Source organism: Streptomyces sp. G5(2025) (genome assembly GCF_049542075.1).
Lineage (GTDB): Bacteria > Actinomycetota > Actinomycetes > Streptomycetales > Streptomycetaceae > Streptomyces.
Window position 1 is genome coordinate 143,624 of sequence record NZ_JBMUZT010000002.1, and the last position, 16,940, is coordinate 160,563.

Consider the following 16,940-nt stretch of genomic DNA (forward strand, 5'->3'; position numbering starts at 1 on the left):
CTGTCCATCTGTACATAGCTCGCCGTGTACTCGACCCCTTCAGGCACGAAGTACTCCAGGTCGGCAGGGTTGTTCGACATCTGGCCGTAGGTACGGACAGTGAAGGTCACGCCGTACCAGAAGGGTGACCCTGAATTGTTCTGAGCGTGCCGTGTGCACGCGAGCAGCATCGCTTTCAGAGGCTCCTCAAACCTGCGGTTGAAGTTCTGGTTCGTGCTGTTGGTCATGGGCGTCAGGTTGGTCGAGACCCCGTGGCCGCCCAAGTTGTCATTCCATAGGTGCCCCTTGATCCAGCCGTCGCCGTCCCTCTGGTTGAGCTCGTTGACGAGCGTGCATTCAGCAGCTCCTGGGCGAGAGCCCCCGTAGGTGTTCCCAGGCGCGTTGACACTCGGCCCCAAGGTGACCGCCACACTCGACCCACCCGTGCGAGCCAGCGGCCCCCCGTAGGGGTTCACCGGGCCGAAAACAGGAGTGCCCCACACCGGCGGGTGCCGGTCCCAGGCCAGGAGCGGCAGATTCCCGGTGGCACCCCGCGTGGCAACACGCTGCACCCTGACCTCCTCGGCAGGTGCCGTGCTCGACCGGTCTTCCCTCACTGCTGACTTGCGCTGTACGGGCCTGCTCATCGCCCGGGTGGCATTGGCCTCGGCCTCTCGCTCGAACCGGTCACCCGGATCGGAGACGCGAAGTCCCGCGCCGTGGTCAGTGCCGGCCACGGGGCCTTGACGTTGCTGGATGACGTGGGTGAGTTCGTGAGCGAGGGTGTGCTTGTCACTGCCGCCGTCGCCGATGACGACGTGGTTGCCCGAGGTGTAGGCGCGGGCGCCGACCTCCGCGGCCGACGCCTTCGCGGCACTGTCGGTGTGCAGGCGGACGTCCGAGAAGTCCGCGCCGAGGCGGGCTTCCATGTCGGTGCGGGTGGACTCGTCCAGGGGCTGCCCGCCACTGCGAAGGACGTCGTGAACGGCAGACCTCTGTACCTCCGGTAGTACCTCCGGTACGGCTTGCCGGTGTCCGCAGCCCGCGCCGTGCTGGTGCCGTTCCTGTGCCCCGAGGTGGCCTGCCTCCCGGAGCAACTGGACAACCGTGGCGTTCCCGGCGGTGCGCTGCAATGCCACGAGCGCCTGCGGAGACATGCTCCCGGCGACCGCGTCTTCTGGCGCCGGGGTGCGGGCCGGTGCCCGGCTGGACCTTTTCCCGTCAGCGGGTTCGGGGGTTTCGCGGGTACGCATGGAGGCCTTCCGGGGAGACGAACTCGGGTTCCTCCCTGGATACGTGGCGCGCGGCCCTCCCTGCCAGGTACTAAGGGGCAGTGTTCAGTGGCTGAACAGGCAATGGAGCGCCGGATGCTCCCTGGTGGCGTACGCAGAGCGTGCTCCGAGCACTCCCCCACGCCACCCGGACGGCACGGATCGCCCGCGGCTTCGGCTGCCCTGATGCTACGGGCATCCGCCGTACCTGGTGCGCAGAGTTCCGCCCGGTACGCGCACTGATGAGCTCGCACCGGGCGGCATCCTCCAGGCAATCAGGAGAAAACGACCGAGCGCACCTTCAAGCGCTCCGAGCCACCACCCGTGTGGGGGCGCAAGGAGAAGAAGGCGTCGCCCTCGCAGTCGGCGTTCAGGAAGACCACCGCCGTCGCGTCCGTACGGTTCTTCGGAGAGTGCCCGGGGGGCAGGTCGTCGGAGCCGACGCCGTAGAGGTTGATGCACTCGCCGCTCGGCGGGTTGTTGAGGAAACCGACCGCCTCGTAACCCTCGTCGGTCAGGTAGGTGTAGCGGAACTGTCCTTCGGCGGCACTGGCCGAAGTGGGGGCCGCCAGAACAAGTGTGAGAGCTCCGAAAGCAGCGGCGACAGAACGACGAAAGCGCATGAAGCAGGCTCCTCAGAATGGGAGGACAGGACGCCTGAGTCTGTCCACCCGCTGGCTGCCATCACACACGTCTCATCCGAGAAAACGTTTCGCTGTAACCCGTTCGACCGACACCTGAATGAAGGTAGTACAACTGCTTGCGGTGGCAGGATTGCGAGTATCTGGACCTGTTCAGGGACGCGGACACCATGGGCAAGCCGACCGGCACCGACATCCGCGACGGCAGGCGCAGTTACGCCGTCAGCGCGTGGTTGGCGGCCCTTGGGGGCCTCGGAGCGCCGCGTGGTGGATGCCGCGCCCGGTGATGCTTGCGGCACGCCCGAGACGATCGTTGCCCATCCGGGAGTTCGGCGAACGCCGGGGCATGGCAGACCGAATGCGGGCTGACATGCGCCGCTACGCGCACCAGGCGTCCGCGGTGGCCGCGGGTCGGCGGCCGCGGTGGCGGGAGGAGGCGGTCAGCTTCTTTCGATGCGGTGCCCCGCCGCCGTGGACGGGCACCGGCACCGGCAGGACTGCGCCAGCGGTGCTGTTTTTCAGCCTAGGTAGCAAGCGGAGACGTAGCCGACCACACCGGTGCGCTTGTTCTGCACCAGCTGCCACGCCACCGTCTTGGAGCCGTCCGGACACCGGACCGTGGGCCCGGAATCGGTCTGGTACCAGTACGCGCAGTCGCCCTGAGCAGCCCATCCGACGTGGTCGCCGCCCGGTCGGTTGCGCATGTGGATGGCGGTGCCCTTGAAGTCGGTGTGGGGGCCGCCGATCTCGCACGCCACTCGAACGGCTGTGGGCTTGCCCGCTGCGGGGAGTGTGGGGCTCGCCACGGCGTGTGCTGTCGAACCCAACAGCAAGGACCCGAAAGCGAGTGCGGCAGCGGTCACGCTCGACACGAGAGGTTTCAACATGTCGTAGTCGTACCGGCCTCTTCCGGGCGCCGGGAACGTCCGAGGCAGGAAACTCACCCCTCCGAGTGCCGGATTCACCGCAGAAACGGTCAGGCAACCACGCCGTCCAGCCCGCGGCGCATCACTGCCACCTCAGCGCCGCCGCGCTTCGAATCGGCACAGGGCCCACCCCGGGCGTCGTCGCACGGAACGCACAGGATCCGTTCACCCGTGAGAGTCAATTGCACCGCTCTGACGAGGGATGGAGCAGCAAATGGAGGACGGAGCCGCATGCCCGGCCAGTTGACTGGAACTTCTTGACGATCTGTCGGCAGAGGGGCACCGGGAATGACCGGACAACCGCAGGACCAGACCCAACAGGCACAGCAGACGCAACAGGCGGAGCAGACTCAGCGGCCACAGCAGGCATCTTGGAATCCGCTCGCCACCTTGGAACAGGTCGGTCTCCTCGCGCTGGGGGCCGTCGATCTCGTGCTCGATCAGGTGCGGCAGGCGACGGACCGGGGTCAGGGTGCGGTGCGGCGATCCGATGTGCGTGAGCTGGTCGCGGACGGGATGAAGGACCTGAAAGCACGCGGGGAGCTGGCCTCGCAGCGAGTGGCCGCCGCCGACAGCGACAACTACCTGGAACTGATGGCCCGCCGGTCCATCGAGCGGAACGTACGTACCGCGGGCGCCGTACGGCCCGAAAGGACGGTGCAACCCGAAAAGACGGTGCAGCCCGAAGAGACGGTGCAGCCCGACAAGACGGTGCCGCCCCATGCATGACGATCTGGCGTTCCGGCGACGCATCGACGCGTACCTGTGTCGACTGGTCGACGAGGAGGAGGCCGAGCTGCTGCGGCTCTCCGGTGAACTGGCCCCGCTCTGTGCCCAGTTGCGCAGTTCGCTGACCCGGGGCAAGCGCGTGCGGGCCGCCTTCCTGTACTGGGGCTGGCGCGCCTCGGGCCAGCCGGACTGCGAGGGGGTGATCAGGGCGGCGGCCGCCATGGAACTGGTGCACGCGGCCGCCTGCACGCACGACGACATCATCGACGACAGCCGCCTGCGGCACGGACTGCCCACCGCTCACGTCGCGTTCGCCGAGGGCGGCGCGTTGCGCTGGAGCATCAGAAGCCCGTATCCCGGATCTGTCCGGCACGTCTCCGTACGGCAGCAACGGCCTGCCGCGCTCGCCATGATGCTCGGTGACCTGCTGATGGGGTACGCGGCGCAGGTCTTCGCCACCTGCGGCCTGCCCGGCGCTTACGTGGCGCGGACCGTGCCCCTGTGGTCGACGCTGCTGCGCGAGACCGTCGCGGGCGAATTCCTGGAAGTACTGCGCACCGGCAACGACACGCCGGAGATCGCGGAATCGCTGGAGGTCGCCCGCTACAAGACCGCCAAGTACACGGTGGAGCGGCCGCTGCACATGGGCGCCACCCTCGGCGGCGCCTCACGGCAGATGATGGCGGCCTTCACCGCGTACGGGCTGCCGCTCGGCGAGGCCTTCCAGCTCCGCGACGACCTGATCGGGACCTTCGGCGATCCCGCCGAGACCGGCAAGTCGAACCTCGACGATCTACGGGACCGCAAACCCACCGCGCTGCTCGCCACGACCCTCACCTTGCTCAGCCCTTCTGACCGTCGGCTGCTGGAGAAGATCCTCGGCGATCCCGCGCTGGACGAGTCCGACGCGGCACTGGTGCGGCGGCTGATGGACGAGTGCGGGGCACGCGGACGCGTCGAGGAGATGATCTCGGAGCGGATGGCGGCGGCCCGCGGCGCCCTGGACTGCCTGGCACTGCCGATCGAAGCACGCGCGGCACTTCGCGCGTTGGCCACCTCGGCGGCCGACCGGGCGTGGTGAGCCCGCTCCGCGCCGCCCTCCGTCCTCACTCCGCCACCCGCCTCCGCCCCGGGAGCCGTCCCGCCGTACGAGCAACACTCACACGCGCCCTCACACGCGCCCCGCACACCACCCAGGAGCATCCCGTGACAACCGAGAAGACACCGAAGCACTACACCGACGCCGCGCTCGACGAGCTGCGCAGCCAAGGCGACCCCCTCGCGGACGAGACCGTGGCCGCCATGTTCGAGCGCGGGGAGGTGCGGGACTTCAACACCCTCATGCGTTTCTTCAGCACCGCCGGCCACAAACTCCCCGACGGCCTGCCGGAGTCGGCGGCCTCGTTCCTGGAGGCGACGGGCATGCCGCCGAAGTGGGTCGACTGGGACATCATGGAGCGCGCCCGGCTGTTCTTCATGGACAACGCCCCACACATCAACACCGGCCTGTCCTTCGCCGCGATGCCCGCCACCTACGCGGTCCCGCGCGTAGCCAAACTGCTCGCCTCGACCCACTCGATGGACTACCCGTCCCGTCGGATGGCGAACACCGGCCAGTTCGTCACCTACCTGATGCAGACCAACGCCTTCGAGGAGGGCAGCAAATTCATCCCGGCGGCCCAGAAGGTCCGGCTGCTGCACGCGGCGGTGCGCCACCACCTCACCGAGTCGGGGCGCTGGGACACCGCGAAGGACGGCCTGCCGCTCTGCCAGGAGGACATGATCGGTGGGCAGATCTGCTTCTCGATCCTCGTCCTGGACGCCATGCACCGGCTCGGCATCCACATGAGTGACGAGGGCGCGGAGGCGTACTACTACGCCTGGCGGGTCGTCGGATCCATCCTCGGCTGCGACATGGAGGCCGCCCCGGACAACCTCACCGAGGCCCGCGCGTACGCCGATCTCTACCTGGCCCGCAACCTCGGCCCGTCCGAGGACGGGGTCCGCCTGAACAACCAGTTGATGCGGATGTACGAGGACGTGGTCCCCGGCACCCTCTTCGACCCCATCGTCCCCGCCACCATCCGCTTCCTGGTCGGCCCGACCATCGCCGACTGGCTCCAGATCCCCCGCAGCGTCTGGGACACCGCCGCCAAGGCCGTGCCTGTCGTGCTCGGCCTGCTGGAGACGGTGGAGGACAGCGGCCCCCTCGGCGAGTGGGCACTGGACAAGGCGGGCAGCCTGCTCACGACTTTCGAGCTGGCCTCGCTCACTCGTGGCAGGGTCATGCAGTACGCCATCCCGGAGGAGCTCAAGAGCGAGTACGGCGTACGTTCGCAGGCGTCTCGCACCCACCGCTGGGTGCCTCCGGCCCCGACCCCTGCCGTGCCGTAGATCCACAGGGACGGCTCTGCGGACGGACGGATACCGAGGCCCGGAGCCGGATCCGCTGGACCGGCTCCGGGCGGGGCGCCCGGTGGATGACGCTCTGCTCGCCTCAGGGTGCCGTTGTACCCGCCGTGGGAGCCCTGCGGTACTGCGCGGGTGATCCCTTGGTCCCCTCGTCCTCGTACGAGCCGGCCTTGCCGCGGTCCACGTGGAACTTCGTCAGCGTGGTCACCGGAGAGTTCGGGTCGCGGCGGTCGCCGATGACACGCATGTGGGCGGTGAAGCGCTCGGGCGTCACCTCGTACACGTCGTAGCCGTACCGGTTGCCCTCGAAGTACTTCAGGTGCGGGTTGGCCTTGCCCATGAGGGGGCCGTTGGCGGCGTTCCACTCGGGCGAGTAGGCGCCGGAGGTCACCGAGTGCGCGGTGAACTCCGTACCCACCAACGGCGAGTCGGGCTGGTCGAAGTCGGTGCGCACGTCGTCGACGAACGCCGAGTGCCAGTCACCGGTGATGACGACCAGGTCCTCCAGGCCGCTCTTGTGCACGTGCCCGAGCACCTCTTCGCGCTCGGCGAGGAAGCCGTCCCACTGATCGGTGAACATGTACGAGCCGCCCGGCCTGCCCCGCAACTGGCTCAGCATGATCGAGTTGGCCCACACGTGCCAGGAGTCCGGGGCGCGGTCGACGGTGTCCTTGAGCCAGGCCTTCTGCTCGGCGCCGAGGATCGTGCCGTCGGGCAGGTTCTGCGCGGAGCGGTACGAGCGCAGGTCGAGGACGCTCAGTTCGAGCAGGTCGCCCCAGCGGCGTACGCGGTGGATCTCGGGGTCGGGCAGGGCCATGCCGCCGAAGGAGTCGCGGTGCGGCATGTGCTCGAACCACGCCTGGTAGGCGGCCGCGCGGCGGCGCATGAACGGCGCCCCTCCCCCGGTGCCGCTGTAGTCGTTGACGACCTCGTGGTCGTCCCAGGTCAGGAACCACGGATGGGCGGCGTGCGCCTCGCGCAGCGACGTGTCGCCCTTGTACAGGGCGTGCCGCTTGCGGTAGTCGGCGAGCGTGAGGATCTCCGGTCCGTCGTGGTCGCGTACGTGTTTCTCCGGTACGCCGCCGACCTGGCCGTGTTCGTAGATGTAGTCGCCGAGGTGGACGACGAAGTCCACGTTCTCGCGGGCGATGCCGCGGTGCGCGGCGTAGAAACCGTCGTGGAAGGCCTGGCAGTTGGCGGCGGCGAAGGTGACCTTGGAGACCTGGCCGCGCGGCGCGGTCTTCGTACGGCCGACGCGGCTGGTCCTGCCGAGCGCCTTGAATGCGTACCAGTAGTGGCGGCCGGGCGCGAGGCCGCTCACCGGCACGTGCACGCTGTGGCCGAGCGTCGCGGACGCCGGCGCGGTGCCGCGGGCGACGACGTCCCGCAGCCGGGCGTCCCTGGCGACCACCCAGTCGACCTCCACGACCTCGGGGAGTCTCTGCTCGGCGGCGAGAGGTTCGGGCGCCAGTCTGGTCCACAGGAGCACCGAGTGCGGCTGCGGATCGCCGGAGGCCACACCCAGGGTGAACGGCGCCGGGTCGTACTCGGCGCCCAGGCGCTCGGCCGCCTCGCGGGCCTGCGCGGGAGTGAGCCCCGCGGTCAGCGGCCAGGCGAGGTTCAGCGCACCGGCAGCCGCGGCGGCCTTCAGCAGATCACGGCGGTTGACGGTCATCGGTGGCCTCCGTCGGCGCTGAGGGTGAGGGAGAGGGCGTCCGCGTAACCGTCGTTGGAGGTGCCGCCGCCGCTGCGGGTGAAGACGAGGAGGAGGCGCGCCGAGCGGGCGGTGGGCGGCACCGCGGCCTCGGCGGTGCGCTCCACGAGGCCCGTACGGCCCTCGCGGTCCCCGGCGCCGACGGGGCCGAGCACGCTCAGGGCGACCGGCGTGCCCTTGGCGTCACGGAACTCCACGGAGAGCCGGGCGCCGTCCTCCTGACCGGCGTAGCCACCGAGCCAGGCGGACAGGGTGTAACGCACCCGTCCCGTGTCGACGGCCCGGCGGCCGGTTCTGCCGGTTCTGGGCAGGGGAATGTCCTGGACCAGGGCGGTACGCGGGCTGTTGCCGCCCGAGAAGAAGCGGCTGCCGCGCCGGGCCGGGCCGGGGTCCGACGCGGTCGGGTAGCCGCCGCCGAGGCTGTAGGCGATGAGCGCCGGGGCCCCTTGGGCGACCTGCCAGCCGCTGACCTTCGTGACGGGGTCGGCGGTGCCGCCCGTGCCGCTCTCCGCGTCGCCGTTGACGACCAGGTTCACGCATGCCTCCTGTGATCGTTGGGTTGAGCGCGGTCAGCCCACCAGCCGCGTGTGAACCAGGAGAAGCGTTTCGGCGAATTCTGTTACGTCCGCGCCGTGCGCCGACGGGTCGTGCCGCGCGCGGTCACCCCCGAAGAAAACCGAACGATTCCCGATGCCCTGACAACCTCCGCGGTCCCTCGCGCCTCCTTAAGGTCAACGGCCCTCGCTGACTGACCACCTGACCTGAGGGCCGGGAACAAGGAGGGGAACTGTGCGTACGCACAGATGGAGAAGTGTCGCTGTCGCCACCGGCATGGCCGGGGTGCTCGCGGCCACGGGAGCCACGGCCATGGCAGAAACCGGCGCCCCTGACACACCGCCCCAAGTGCCCGATCTGCGCGCCGACGTGAACCGGGACGGCAGCATCGACGTGGCGGGCACGAGCGACTCGGCGGGCGAGAACACCTGGACGGCGCGGCGCGGCGCGATCGTACTGCCGAACGTCGACGACGACGCGAAGCGCTGCCCGGTCAAGGACACCCATGGCAGGCCTCTGCCGGACGCGAAGCTGGCCCGGTGCAACGACGGGTCCGACACCAAGGTCAATGGGGCGCGCGACGCGGCCGACCTGGCCCGGCTCAAAACCGTGCCGCTGTCCGGGTTCCCGGCGGACAGCCACGGCACCGTCAAGGCGATCGGTGCCGGAGCTGGTGCTGGTGCCGGTGCTGGTGCCGAGAAGGCCCGCCTGTTCATCAAGCGCGACGGCCACTGGTCCCTGCTGCGGCCCACCGACCGGCTGTCCGCCGCGGAACTGCGCGCCGGAGTCGAACTGGGCGTCGAGGCCACGGACGTGGTGCGCGATGCGCAGAAGTGGAACGGAGAGGTGAAGGTCCGGTTCACGGTCACCGGCGGCGGCACGTCCCGCTCCGACGACGTCGTTCTGCGCACGGCGCCTGTGCTGACCCACCATCACCTACAGCGTGCCGAGGAAGTCCTCGTCACCAAGGTGAAGGGCGCCGACACCTACGGCCGTGACCAGCGCAGGTTCGTCAAAGAGCTCGCCAAGCAGGTGAAGGACGCCGGCATCGACAAGCCACTGACGACCTTCACCAAGTACGGGGACCCGTGGGCGCAGGACTTCGTCGAGCCGGCCTACGCGAGCATGCCGGGCCCGGGCGGCAAGCAGCACACGATGCGCGTCCTGATTCGATCCGCGCAGCCCGACCGGGAAGCGGGCCGTGAGCTGTTCGAGAAGTTGCGCGGCCCGGACGTGGGCGTCGTGCAGGTCGGCAAGCCGACGGCGAACGAGGAGTGGACCCTCAACTCCATGGGCAACCTGGAGACCATTCCGCCGTACACGCTGAACGGCAAGAGCTACCCGGCAGGCCGCATCATCCAGGGCTACCGGGCCGACTCCGGTTCCAAGCCCGCCAAGTCGATGCGTACGTTCCTGTCCTCGCAGGGAGTGCAGGCGCCGCTGCTGCTCGACACGTCCTGGCTGTCGGTCGGGCACGTGGACGAGTTCGTCCAGTTCCTGCCCGCCGACACCGAACGCGGCTGGCGCATCGGTGTCGCGGACCCGGCCGCCGGGGTGGAGCTCCTGCGCAAGGCCAAGCGGGAGGGGCACGGCGCCACGAAGATGTTCTCCGTACCGCGCGGCAGCGACGTCCCCGCGCCCAAGGAGACCATCGACCAGGTGTTCGCCAAGGCCTCGTTCCACGCCGACAACAAGGTGGCGGCCGAACGCATCGAGGCCAACCTGGCCACTCTCAAGCGCGAGACCGGCGTCACCGACGCGGAGATAGTGAGGGTGCCCGGCCTGTACACGCGGGACTCCGACGAGCGTGAAGGCCTCAGCGGCAGCCGCAAGCTGCGCCGCATGGGCCCCGAGACCCTGGAGAAGTTCAGCCAGCTGCGCGGCGCCGACGAGGCGCACCGCGGCCGGGATTCCGCGGGCGGTGTGGGGCGCAGCGCCGCCGCCGTCCGGCCGAACAGCGCCTACGTGCCCGGCGCCGTCAACGGTGTCCTGCTCAGCCCGACCCGCTACCTGGCACCCAAGCAGTGGGGGCCGGTCATCGGTGGCCAGGACATCTTCACCGAGGCGGTGAACTCCGTATACGCCAAGGCGGGGTTCCGCACGACCTACATCGACGACTGGTACACGTACCACCTCGGCATGGGTGAGGTGCACTGCGGCACCAACACGCTGCGGGACGCGCGTGCGCCGTGGTGGCCCACGGCGTAACACCTTCCGGCGGGGCCCGGTACGCCGCCGACAGGGGTACCGGTCCCGCCCGCGCGGTCCCCAGCGCGCGCCGCCGCTGCGGACTGCTTCGGACTCCTTCGACGCGGGCACCGTGCACCCTGCCCTTCGACGGACTCTGCCATCTCGCGTGTGGCCGGCAGCGAGACGTTGGCGCCACCGGGTCTGTTCCTCGGTCGGCCGGTCGCCCGGTCGGCTCGTGCCGTCGGGCAGGAGCCGCTCGGCGTAGGCGTCGGCATAGTTGAGGCCCATTGCCAGAAGTACGTTGCCGAGCAGTGATCCTGGAATCCGGCGCGAAGGACGCCGTCGGCAAGACCATGACGATCGCCGACGGCGACTATCCGGGCACCGGGCTCGTGATGCCTCACCGCCACCACCAAGGCGAAGAGCTGCCTGGCTCTGTTCACTTCCAGCGGCTCTGGCTCACGTTCTGTTGTCTGTTCTCAGCGGACCCAGTCGCTGTCTCATCCAACCCGGTCGCACAGCATCCCAGGCCGTTGCCGTGTTGCTCCGTGTGACAAGGGACTTGGTGCCGGTCTGAAGAACGAGGTGAGACGGACGGCCTTCTCACAGCAGGAACCGGACTCGTGGTCCATGACAGTGGGTACCCAGACGAGCCCTTTAGGGGCTGAACCAGGCCACGCCCGTGCAGGGAGGTTTTGCGGAACTGATGCGCTGGCAGAGTACTCAGTGCCCCAGCAACTTCCCGACTGTTCTGCGGACTTGGTGGAGGCTGAGATGTCGGAGAAGCTCAGTTACGAGTTCCCTCAGTTCTACATGCCACTGCACGAACGCGGGCTCAATCCTGCCTGGGGCGGGTCCGGCGCGCCGATGTACGACTGGGCGAGAGAATTCTCATTGACGGCCGATCCGGCGGTCATGCGCCAGATGGAGCGCACACAGCCCGACTTCGCCACGGCCATTTGTCTGACGAAAGCCGGTCCCGAACGGTTCGAGGCGCTGTGCAAGTACGTCCTGTGGGTTTGGGCGGTCGATGACGGGCTGGATGAACGAGTATCTGCTCGCGATACGGTCTTCGTTACGGAAGCGGTCGCAGAACTGACCCGTGCGATCGAGGGCGCCGGGGAGGTGAGGAGTCCGGTGGCCCGTGCCGGTCGGCAGGTTCACGCGCTCGTGTGTGCGGGTCGGTCGGCGCAATGGTGCGAGGAGTTCACCGCGGAAGTGATGATGTGGCTGGCCACCTTCGTGCGCGAGGTGGCCGCTGTGCGGCTCGGTCACGTCATGGCGATGGAGGAATATCTCCCTCACCGGCGGTACACCTCGGTCCTTGGCTGGTTCATGCACCTGAGCGAGTACGCCGTGGGCGTGGACCTTCCGCACCAGGTCCGTATGCTTCCCGCGATGGTCGAGGTCCGGTACCGCGGAGCGGAGTGGATCGGGATCTACAACGACGTCTTCTCCGTCGACAGGGAGGACGCCGTCGGCTATCCGTTCAATTCCGTCCTTATCGTCCAGCGTGAACGGCGTTGCTCCCGACAGGAAGCCGTAGAAATCGTCAACACCATGCTCACCGGGCTCATGAAGCAATTCATGGCCGCAGTCGAACAGGTGCCGGTTCAGCTTTCCCTGATCAGCACCGACGAGAATCTCCACACGCAAGTGGCTCAGGTTCTGGAGTCCTACACGACACAGGTGCGGGGAAACTTCGACTACCACCGAGACCGGCCTCGGTACGTCGAATCTGCCGCATACCTGCCCGGTGAACAGCAGCGGGGTATCCGCCCCGCCTACAGCACCGACGAACGTTTTCACCGTGAGGTCGTGAGGCCGTGAGTCCGCGCATGGGAACAGCGAACGGCATGCCGTCCGAGAGCAGTTCCTGGAGACTGGGCGCTGCCCCCGGGGGACTGCCGCTGCTCGGTCACGCACTTCCCCTGCGCCGACACCCCCTGCGGTTCCTTGCATCTCTCCCCGAATACGGCGACCTGGTCCAGGTGCGGCTGGGCCCCCACCGCGCGTACCTGGCCTGCCATCCCGACCTTGTCCAGCACGTTCTGGCGAACCCACGCGTCTTCGACAAGGGGGGCCCGTTCTTCGACAAGGTGCGGCCACTCCTCGGGAACGGGTTGGGCACATCTGGATGGGACGCCCACAGGCGGCAACGTCGACTGATGCAACCCGCCTTCCACCGAGGCCACATCGACGCCTACGCCGACGAGATGCTCCACGAGATCAAGGCCCTGACCGGCTTGTGGCAGCCGGGCCAGGTCTTCGACGTCGGTGCCGCGATGCAGGCCCTCACCACTCGCGCCACCGCCCGGACCCTGTTCTCCGCCGACATCACAGAACAGGACGTCGCCGACATCCAGCGATGCCTCGCCGTGCTCTTCGGGGGCATCTACCGGCGCATGACCGCGCCACTCGGCCTCTGGGAGAAACTCCCCACCCCCGGGAATAGGCAGTTTCGCCGCGCACAGACCCGGCTTCAGGAACTCATCGCACGCATCGTGCGCGACTGCGTGCGTACTGGGGCCGACCAGGGCGACCTACTCGCGTCTCTCGCGACCGCGCGCCACGAATCCGACGACAGCGCCCTGACCGACCGCGAGCTGCGCGACCAGGTCATGACGCTGCTGGTGGCTGGGACGGAACCCACAGGACACGCCATGGCCTGGGCCTTCCATCTGCTCGGTACACACCCCGAGGTGGAGACGCGGCTGCATGCCGAAATCGACAGCGTTCTCGCGGGCCGACCCGCCAGTGTCCGTGAGCTCCCTCGACTTGAGTACACCCGTCGCGTATTCACAGAGGTCCTGCGCCTGTACCCGCCCGGCTGGATGTTCACCCGGACCACAACCACCGAAGCCGAACTCGCCGGACACCGCCTCGCACCCGGTACCACGATCCTGTACAGCCCCTACGCTCTGCACCGCAACCCGCGTCTCTTCCCGCTCCCAGACACCTTCGCCCCCGACCGTTGGCTGCCACATCGGGCCAAAGACGTGCCACGCGGCGCGATGCTCCCCTTCGGTGCCGGCAACCGCAAGTGCATCGGCGACCACTTTGGGACCACCGAGGCGATGCTCGCGATCGCCACCATCAGTGCCCACTGGAGGCTTCGTCCCGTATCGGGCGCAACGGTGCGTCCCAGGCCGGAGACGACCTTGGGCACGGGGCCACTGCCCATGGTGGCCGAGCCCCGCCGGTGACGGCCTTACCGGACAGGCATTCCTTGCGCTTAGGGCTTGCCGAAGCAGTACTGGGCCGACAGGGATGTTTCCGGACGGTGCCCCAGTCGGCTCAACAGAACGAAGATCGGCGCCAAGTGCCTTGTCGCGCGGGCCACCATGCCGCGTCTGACAGTCGGGAGAACCAGCGGCATCTCGATCCCGGAGAGCCCCGGCTCAAGCCGATCCCATTTTCAGAGATCGGCCTTGCAGGCCGTCGAGAGAGATCTCGGGGGATCCCAGGTTGTCCTGGGCCTTCTCCGGTTCCCAGAAGGTGCTGTGCCCGTCACTCAGGGAATGCAACGCCGAGTTGATCGCCCCGTAGGTGTCCGTCGGCTTCAGCGCACCGCATGCCTGTGAAAATGCTTTACTCCGCAGGCCCGGCCAGTCGACCTGGTGGCGGAGAAGGGAGTTCTTCTCCATGATGCTCAGCGCCTTCGACAAGTAGGTCCGCGCACTGGGCGACATGTCGGCACCTGATGGATCATGCGAGCGGCTCGTACATCCCGTCGCGGCAACCACGACACTCACACCAACCAGCCCAACACAGGCTGCCGTCCGCAGCGTACGTCCCTGCCCCATGGCAGCCCCGGCATACCACCGCCCGCCAGCACGTTGTCCGCTTGGTGGAGTTGCCGGGACTTGTGGGAGCTGTGCCAGGGCCTGCCTGCCAGAGGCGAGCCCTTGGGGGGTGGCGGATGGAGTGAGCTGCGTACATGGGCGAGTTTCCGGCTTTCGTGGGCCGGCCGTCAGTCGGTCTGTCCGCCGGCCGCCGCCCGAGGCTCGCGGCGCGGGTACCAAGCGACCACCAGCGCCCCGGCCGCCACCACCAGTACGGCCAGCACCCGCATCGCCGTGTCGAGAGAGTTCGTGAAGTCCGTGACGACGGCGTGCCGCAGGTCGGGCGAGGTCAACCCCTGGGCCGCCAGGTACTGTTCGGCGGCTGGGACGGTCGTCGGCGCGTCGGGGCCGCGCAGTGGCGCCGGGAGGCCCGCGGTGAACATCCCGGCCACCACACTGCCACTGACCGCCACACCCAGCGCGCTGCCCAGCTCCCGCGCCAGACTCTGCAACCCCGACCCCACCCCGGCCTGATGTGCCGGCAGCGAGGACATCATGCCGTGCGACAGCAGCGGCGTGGCCAGGCCGCATCCGGCCGCGGTGAGCGTCGCCCCGAGCGCGTACAGGGAATACGGGGTGCTCGGGCCGACCAGCGAGACGATGCCCAGGCCGGTGGCCAGCACCGCCAGTCCGAACCCGAGCGTCACCCGCGCGCCGGTGCGCCGCTCCAGGGTCACCGTGCAGCGCGGCGCGAGCAGCAGCGCCCCCGCCATCGGCAGCAGCCGCACCCCCGCCCCCAGCGGCGAGTAGCCCTTGGCGTACTGCAGGTACTGCCCGTTGACGTAGAAGAGGCCGAACATCCCGACGAACGCCAGCGCCATGCCGGCCGCCCCCGCCCGCACCACCGGCACGGTGAACAGCCGGGGGTCCAGCATCGGATGCTCACGCCGCAGCTCCCAGCAGGCCCACGTCGTCAGCAGCACCGCCGCCGCGCCGAACCCGCCCAGCACCCGCGCGCTGCCCCAGCCGGCCTGCGGGCCGGAGACGATGCCCGACAGCAACGCGAGGAAACCGGCCGTGAACAGGACCGCGGACACCATCGACACCGGCCGGTCGTGCCGCGGCGGCGCCGGGGAGAACACCACCACCAGGACGAGTGCCACCAGCGCCAGCGGCACCACGCACCAGAACAGCGCCCGCCACGAACCGGTCTGCACCGCCGCGCCGCCGCCGACGTTGCCCAGCACGGCCGCCACGCCCGTCATCGACGCCCACACCGCCACCAGCCGCGGCCGGCGGTGTGTCGGCGCGCCGCCGACCATCAGGGCCAGCGTCGTCGGCAGCACCGCGGCGGCACCCACGCCGCTGACCACCCGGCCCGCGATCACCGCGCCGATGCCCGGCGCCACGGCGCACAGCACGCATCCGGCGGTGAACAGGCCCATGCCCGCGGCCAGCACCGGCTTGCGGCCGAGCCGGTCGGCGAGCGCGCCGCCCGGAATGAGCAGGCACGCGAAGAACACCACGTAGCCGTCGACGACCCACATCACCGACTCTGCCGACGGGCGCAGCGCGCTGCGTGACAGTGCGGGGATGGCGAGGTTCACCGCGGAGACCATGCCCACCACCAAGGTGACGCACAGACACATCACGGCGACGGTCGGCGGACCGGGGTCTTGGGTTCTGGAGCCTTGCGTTCTGGGGCCTTGCGTTCTGGGGCCATGCGTTCTGAGGGCCTCGGGTCCAGGGGTCTCGGGTCCAGGGGTCTCGGATCCAGGCGCGTGGGTGACGGGCTTTCGGGGATTTACAGCGGGTCCTGCCGCACCCTCGCCCGGGTTCACCGTTCGCCTCCCGTCAGTCGCACGCCGTCGCACTCCGGGGGCGGCGGGCCGCTGTACGGCTCCGGTTCGGCGCGGACGAGGTCGGCGCGGAAGGCCAGCCGGTCGCCGCGGATGCGCAGGTACTCCAGGTCCACCGGGCGCCCGTCGGGCAGCCTGGTCAGCCGTTCGACGGTGAACAGCGCGGAGCCGGCCGGGATGTCCAGCAGCGCGCAGGTGTGCGGGTCCCCGCCCACCGCGTGCACGGTGACGCTCGCCGAGCCGAGCCGGCCGCCGGTGACCTGCTCGATGAGTCCGAACAGGTCCCGCCCGGCCAGATCGGCGGCCAGCAGCGGCTCCCCGATGTCCGCGGCCAGGTAGGTCAGGTCCAGGGACAGCGGCACACCGTCCAGCAGCCGCAGCCGTTCGATGTAGACCACGCGGCCGCCCTCGGGGACGAGCAGCTTGCGCGCCACCTCGCCGGGTGCGCGCACCAGGCCCGCGAACCGCACCTGGTTGGTCACCTCACCGTGCGCGCGCAGTGTTTCGGCCAGGCCGGTCAGCCGCTGCAAGGTGTGCTCGTACGGCCGCCGCACGATCACCGTGCCCACACCTTGGCGCCGCTCGATCACGCCTTCGTCGCGCAGCACGCCCAGCGCCTCGCGGACGGTGTTGCGCGAAACGGCGAAGTCGGCGATCAGCATCCGCTCGTCCGGCAGCAGGCCCGAGGCGAACGCCCCCGAGGCGATCTGACGGCGCAGCACTTCGGCGACCTGCCGGGCCCGGTCCGCCCGGGTCCGTCGTCGGCTTTCCGTTGTTGAGCCGTGCGCGGACGGTCCACCTCGATTGGCGCCCGGGGGCGCGGGGTCGGTGGGCGAGGTGTTCATGGGACCTCCCTACGCATCGGGGCCAAGGGCGAAC

Annotated in this window: 14 protein-coding genes and 2 pseudogenes; 8 read left to right on the forward strand and 8 right to left on the reverse strand. The window is 69.3% G+C overall.

The annotated features are described in order from the left end of the window. Positions 1-533: 533 nt before the first annotated feature. Positions 534-1,232 (reverse strand): annotated as a pseudogene (locus ACOBQB_RS01060) (DUF4157 domain-containing protein); the annotation flags it as partial. Between the two features lie 293 nt (positions 1,233-1,525). Then, positions 1,526-1,873: a hypothetical protein gene (locus ACOBQB_RS01065; RefSeq protein WP_423588012.1), complete on the reverse strand. Its 348-nt coding sequence runs from the start codon at positions 1,871-1,873 to the stop codon at positions 1,526-1,528. 137 nt (positions 1,874-2,010) lie between these two features. Here ACOBQB_RS01065 and ACOBQB_RS01070 point away from each other — a divergent pair, with 137 nt between their 5' ends. After that, positions 2,011-2,178: a hypothetical protein gene (locus ACOBQB_RS01070; protein WP_423588014.1), complete on the forward strand. Its 168-nt coding sequence runs from the start codon at positions 2,011-2,013 to the stop codon at positions 2,176-2,178. A gap of 231 nt (positions 2,179-2,409) precedes the next feature. Here the strand turns inward: ACOBQB_RS01070 and ACOBQB_RS01075 are convergent, their stop codons facing one another. Continuing rightward, a complete protein-coding gene (locus ACOBQB_RS01075) occupies positions 2,410-2,754 on the reverse strand; it encodes a hypothetical protein (protein WP_423588016.1) in 345 nt (114 codons plus the stop codon). A 351-nt stretch (positions 2,755-3,105) separates the two neighbouring features. On the opposite strand from ACOBQB_RS01075, the gene ACOBQB_RS01080 reads away from it, so the two are divergent. From ACOBQB_RS01080 to ACOBQB_RS01090, 3 genes are all read left to right on the forward strand, one after another. Beyond that, a complete protein-coding gene (locus ACOBQB_RS01080; protein WP_423588018.1) occupies positions 3,106-3,546 on the forward strand; it encodes a hypothetical protein in 441 nt (146 codons plus the stop codon). Next, a complete protein-coding gene (locus tag ACOBQB_RS01085; RefSeq protein ID WP_423588020.1) occupies positions 3,539-4,627 on the forward strand; it encodes a polyprenyl synthetase family protein in 1,089 nt (362 codons plus the stop codon). The genes ACOBQB_RS01080 and ACOBQB_RS01085 overlap by 8 nt, the downstream gene beginning before the upstream one ends. Before the next feature lie 125 nt (positions 4,628-4,752). Continuing rightward, complete coding sequence (locus tag ACOBQB_RS01090; RefSeq protein ID WP_423588022.1) at positions 4,753-5,940, forward strand: oxygenase MpaB family protein; 1,188 nt, start codon at positions 4,753-4,755, stop codon at positions 5,938-5,940. Positions 5,941-6,043: 103 nt separating this feature from the next. Here ACOBQB_RS01090 and ACOBQB_RS01095 read toward each other — a convergent pair whose 3' ends face one another. Beyond that, positions 6,044-7,633, reverse strand: coding sequence for an alkaline phosphatase D family protein (locus ACOBQB_RS01095; protein WP_423588024.1), 1,590 nt, complete (start codon positions 7,631-7,633; stop codon positions 6,044-6,046). Next, positions 7,630-8,208 carry a phosphoesterase gene (locus ACOBQB_RS01100; protein ID WP_423588025.1) on the reverse strand — a complete coding sequence of 193 codons (579 nt, stop codon included), beginning with the start codon at positions 8,206-8,208 and terminating at the stop codon, positions 7,630-7,632. The genes ACOBQB_RS01095 and ACOBQB_RS01100 overlap by 4 nt, the downstream gene beginning before the upstream one ends. Before the next feature lie 295 nt (positions 8,209-8,503). Between ACOBQB_RS01100 and ACOBQB_RS01105 the strand changes: the two genes are divergently transcribed. The 4 genes and pseudogenes from ACOBQB_RS01105 (at position 8,504) to ACOBQB_RS01120 (ending at position 13,623) form a co-directional block, all read left to right on the forward strand. Then, positions 8,504-10,435, forward strand: coding sequence for a protein-arginine deiminase domain-containing protein (locus ACOBQB_RS01105; RefSeq protein ID WP_423590315.1), 1,932 nt, complete (start codon positions 8,504-8,506; stop codon positions 10,433-10,435). A gap of 302 nt (positions 10,436-10,737) precedes the next feature. Next, positions 10,738-10,848: pseudogene (locus tag ACOBQB_RS01110) on the forward strand (IS5/IS1182 family transposase); the annotation flags it as partial. A 343-nt stretch (positions 10,849-11,191) separates the two neighbouring features. Next, complete coding sequence (locus ACOBQB_RS01115; protein WP_423588027.1) at positions 11,192-12,247, forward strand: terpene synthase family protein; 1,056 nt, start codon at positions 11,192-11,194, stop codon at positions 12,245-12,247. A gap of 26 nt (positions 12,248-12,273) precedes the next feature. Next, positions 12,274-13,623 carry a cytochrome P450 gene (locus tag ACOBQB_RS01120; RefSeq protein ID WP_423590317.1) on the forward strand — a complete coding sequence of 450 codons (1,350 nt, stop codon included), beginning with the start codon at positions 12,274-12,276 and terminating at the stop codon, positions 13,621-13,623. Between the two features lie 195 nt (positions 13,624-13,818). On the opposite strand, the gene ACOBQB_RS01125 is transcribed toward ACOBQB_RS01120, so the two are convergent. The 3 genes from ACOBQB_RS01125 to ACOBQB_RS01135 all read right to left on the reverse strand — a co-directional run bounded on the left by ACOBQB_RS01125 (position 13,819) and on the right by ACOBQB_RS01135 (position 16,906). Beyond that, positions 13,819-14,064 carry a hypothetical protein gene (locus ACOBQB_RS01125; RefSeq protein WP_423588028.1) on the reverse strand — a complete coding sequence of 82 codons (246 nt, stop codon included), beginning with the start codon at positions 14,062-14,064 and terminating at the stop codon, positions 13,819-13,821. 326 nt (positions 14,065-14,390) lie between these two features. Continuing rightward, positions 14,391-15,851, reverse strand: coding sequence for an MFS transporter (locus ACOBQB_RS01130; protein ID WP_423588030.1), 1,461 nt, complete (start codon positions 15,849-15,851; stop codon positions 14,391-14,393). A gap of 188 nt (positions 15,852-16,039) precedes the next feature. Continuing rightward, positions 16,040-16,906 carry a GntR family transcriptional regulator gene (locus ACOBQB_RS01135; protein WP_423588031.1) on the reverse strand — a complete coding sequence of 289 codons (867 nt, stop codon included), beginning with the start codon at positions 16,904-16,906 and terminating at the stop codon, positions 16,040-16,042. Positions 16,907-16,940: the final 34 nt, after the last annotated feature.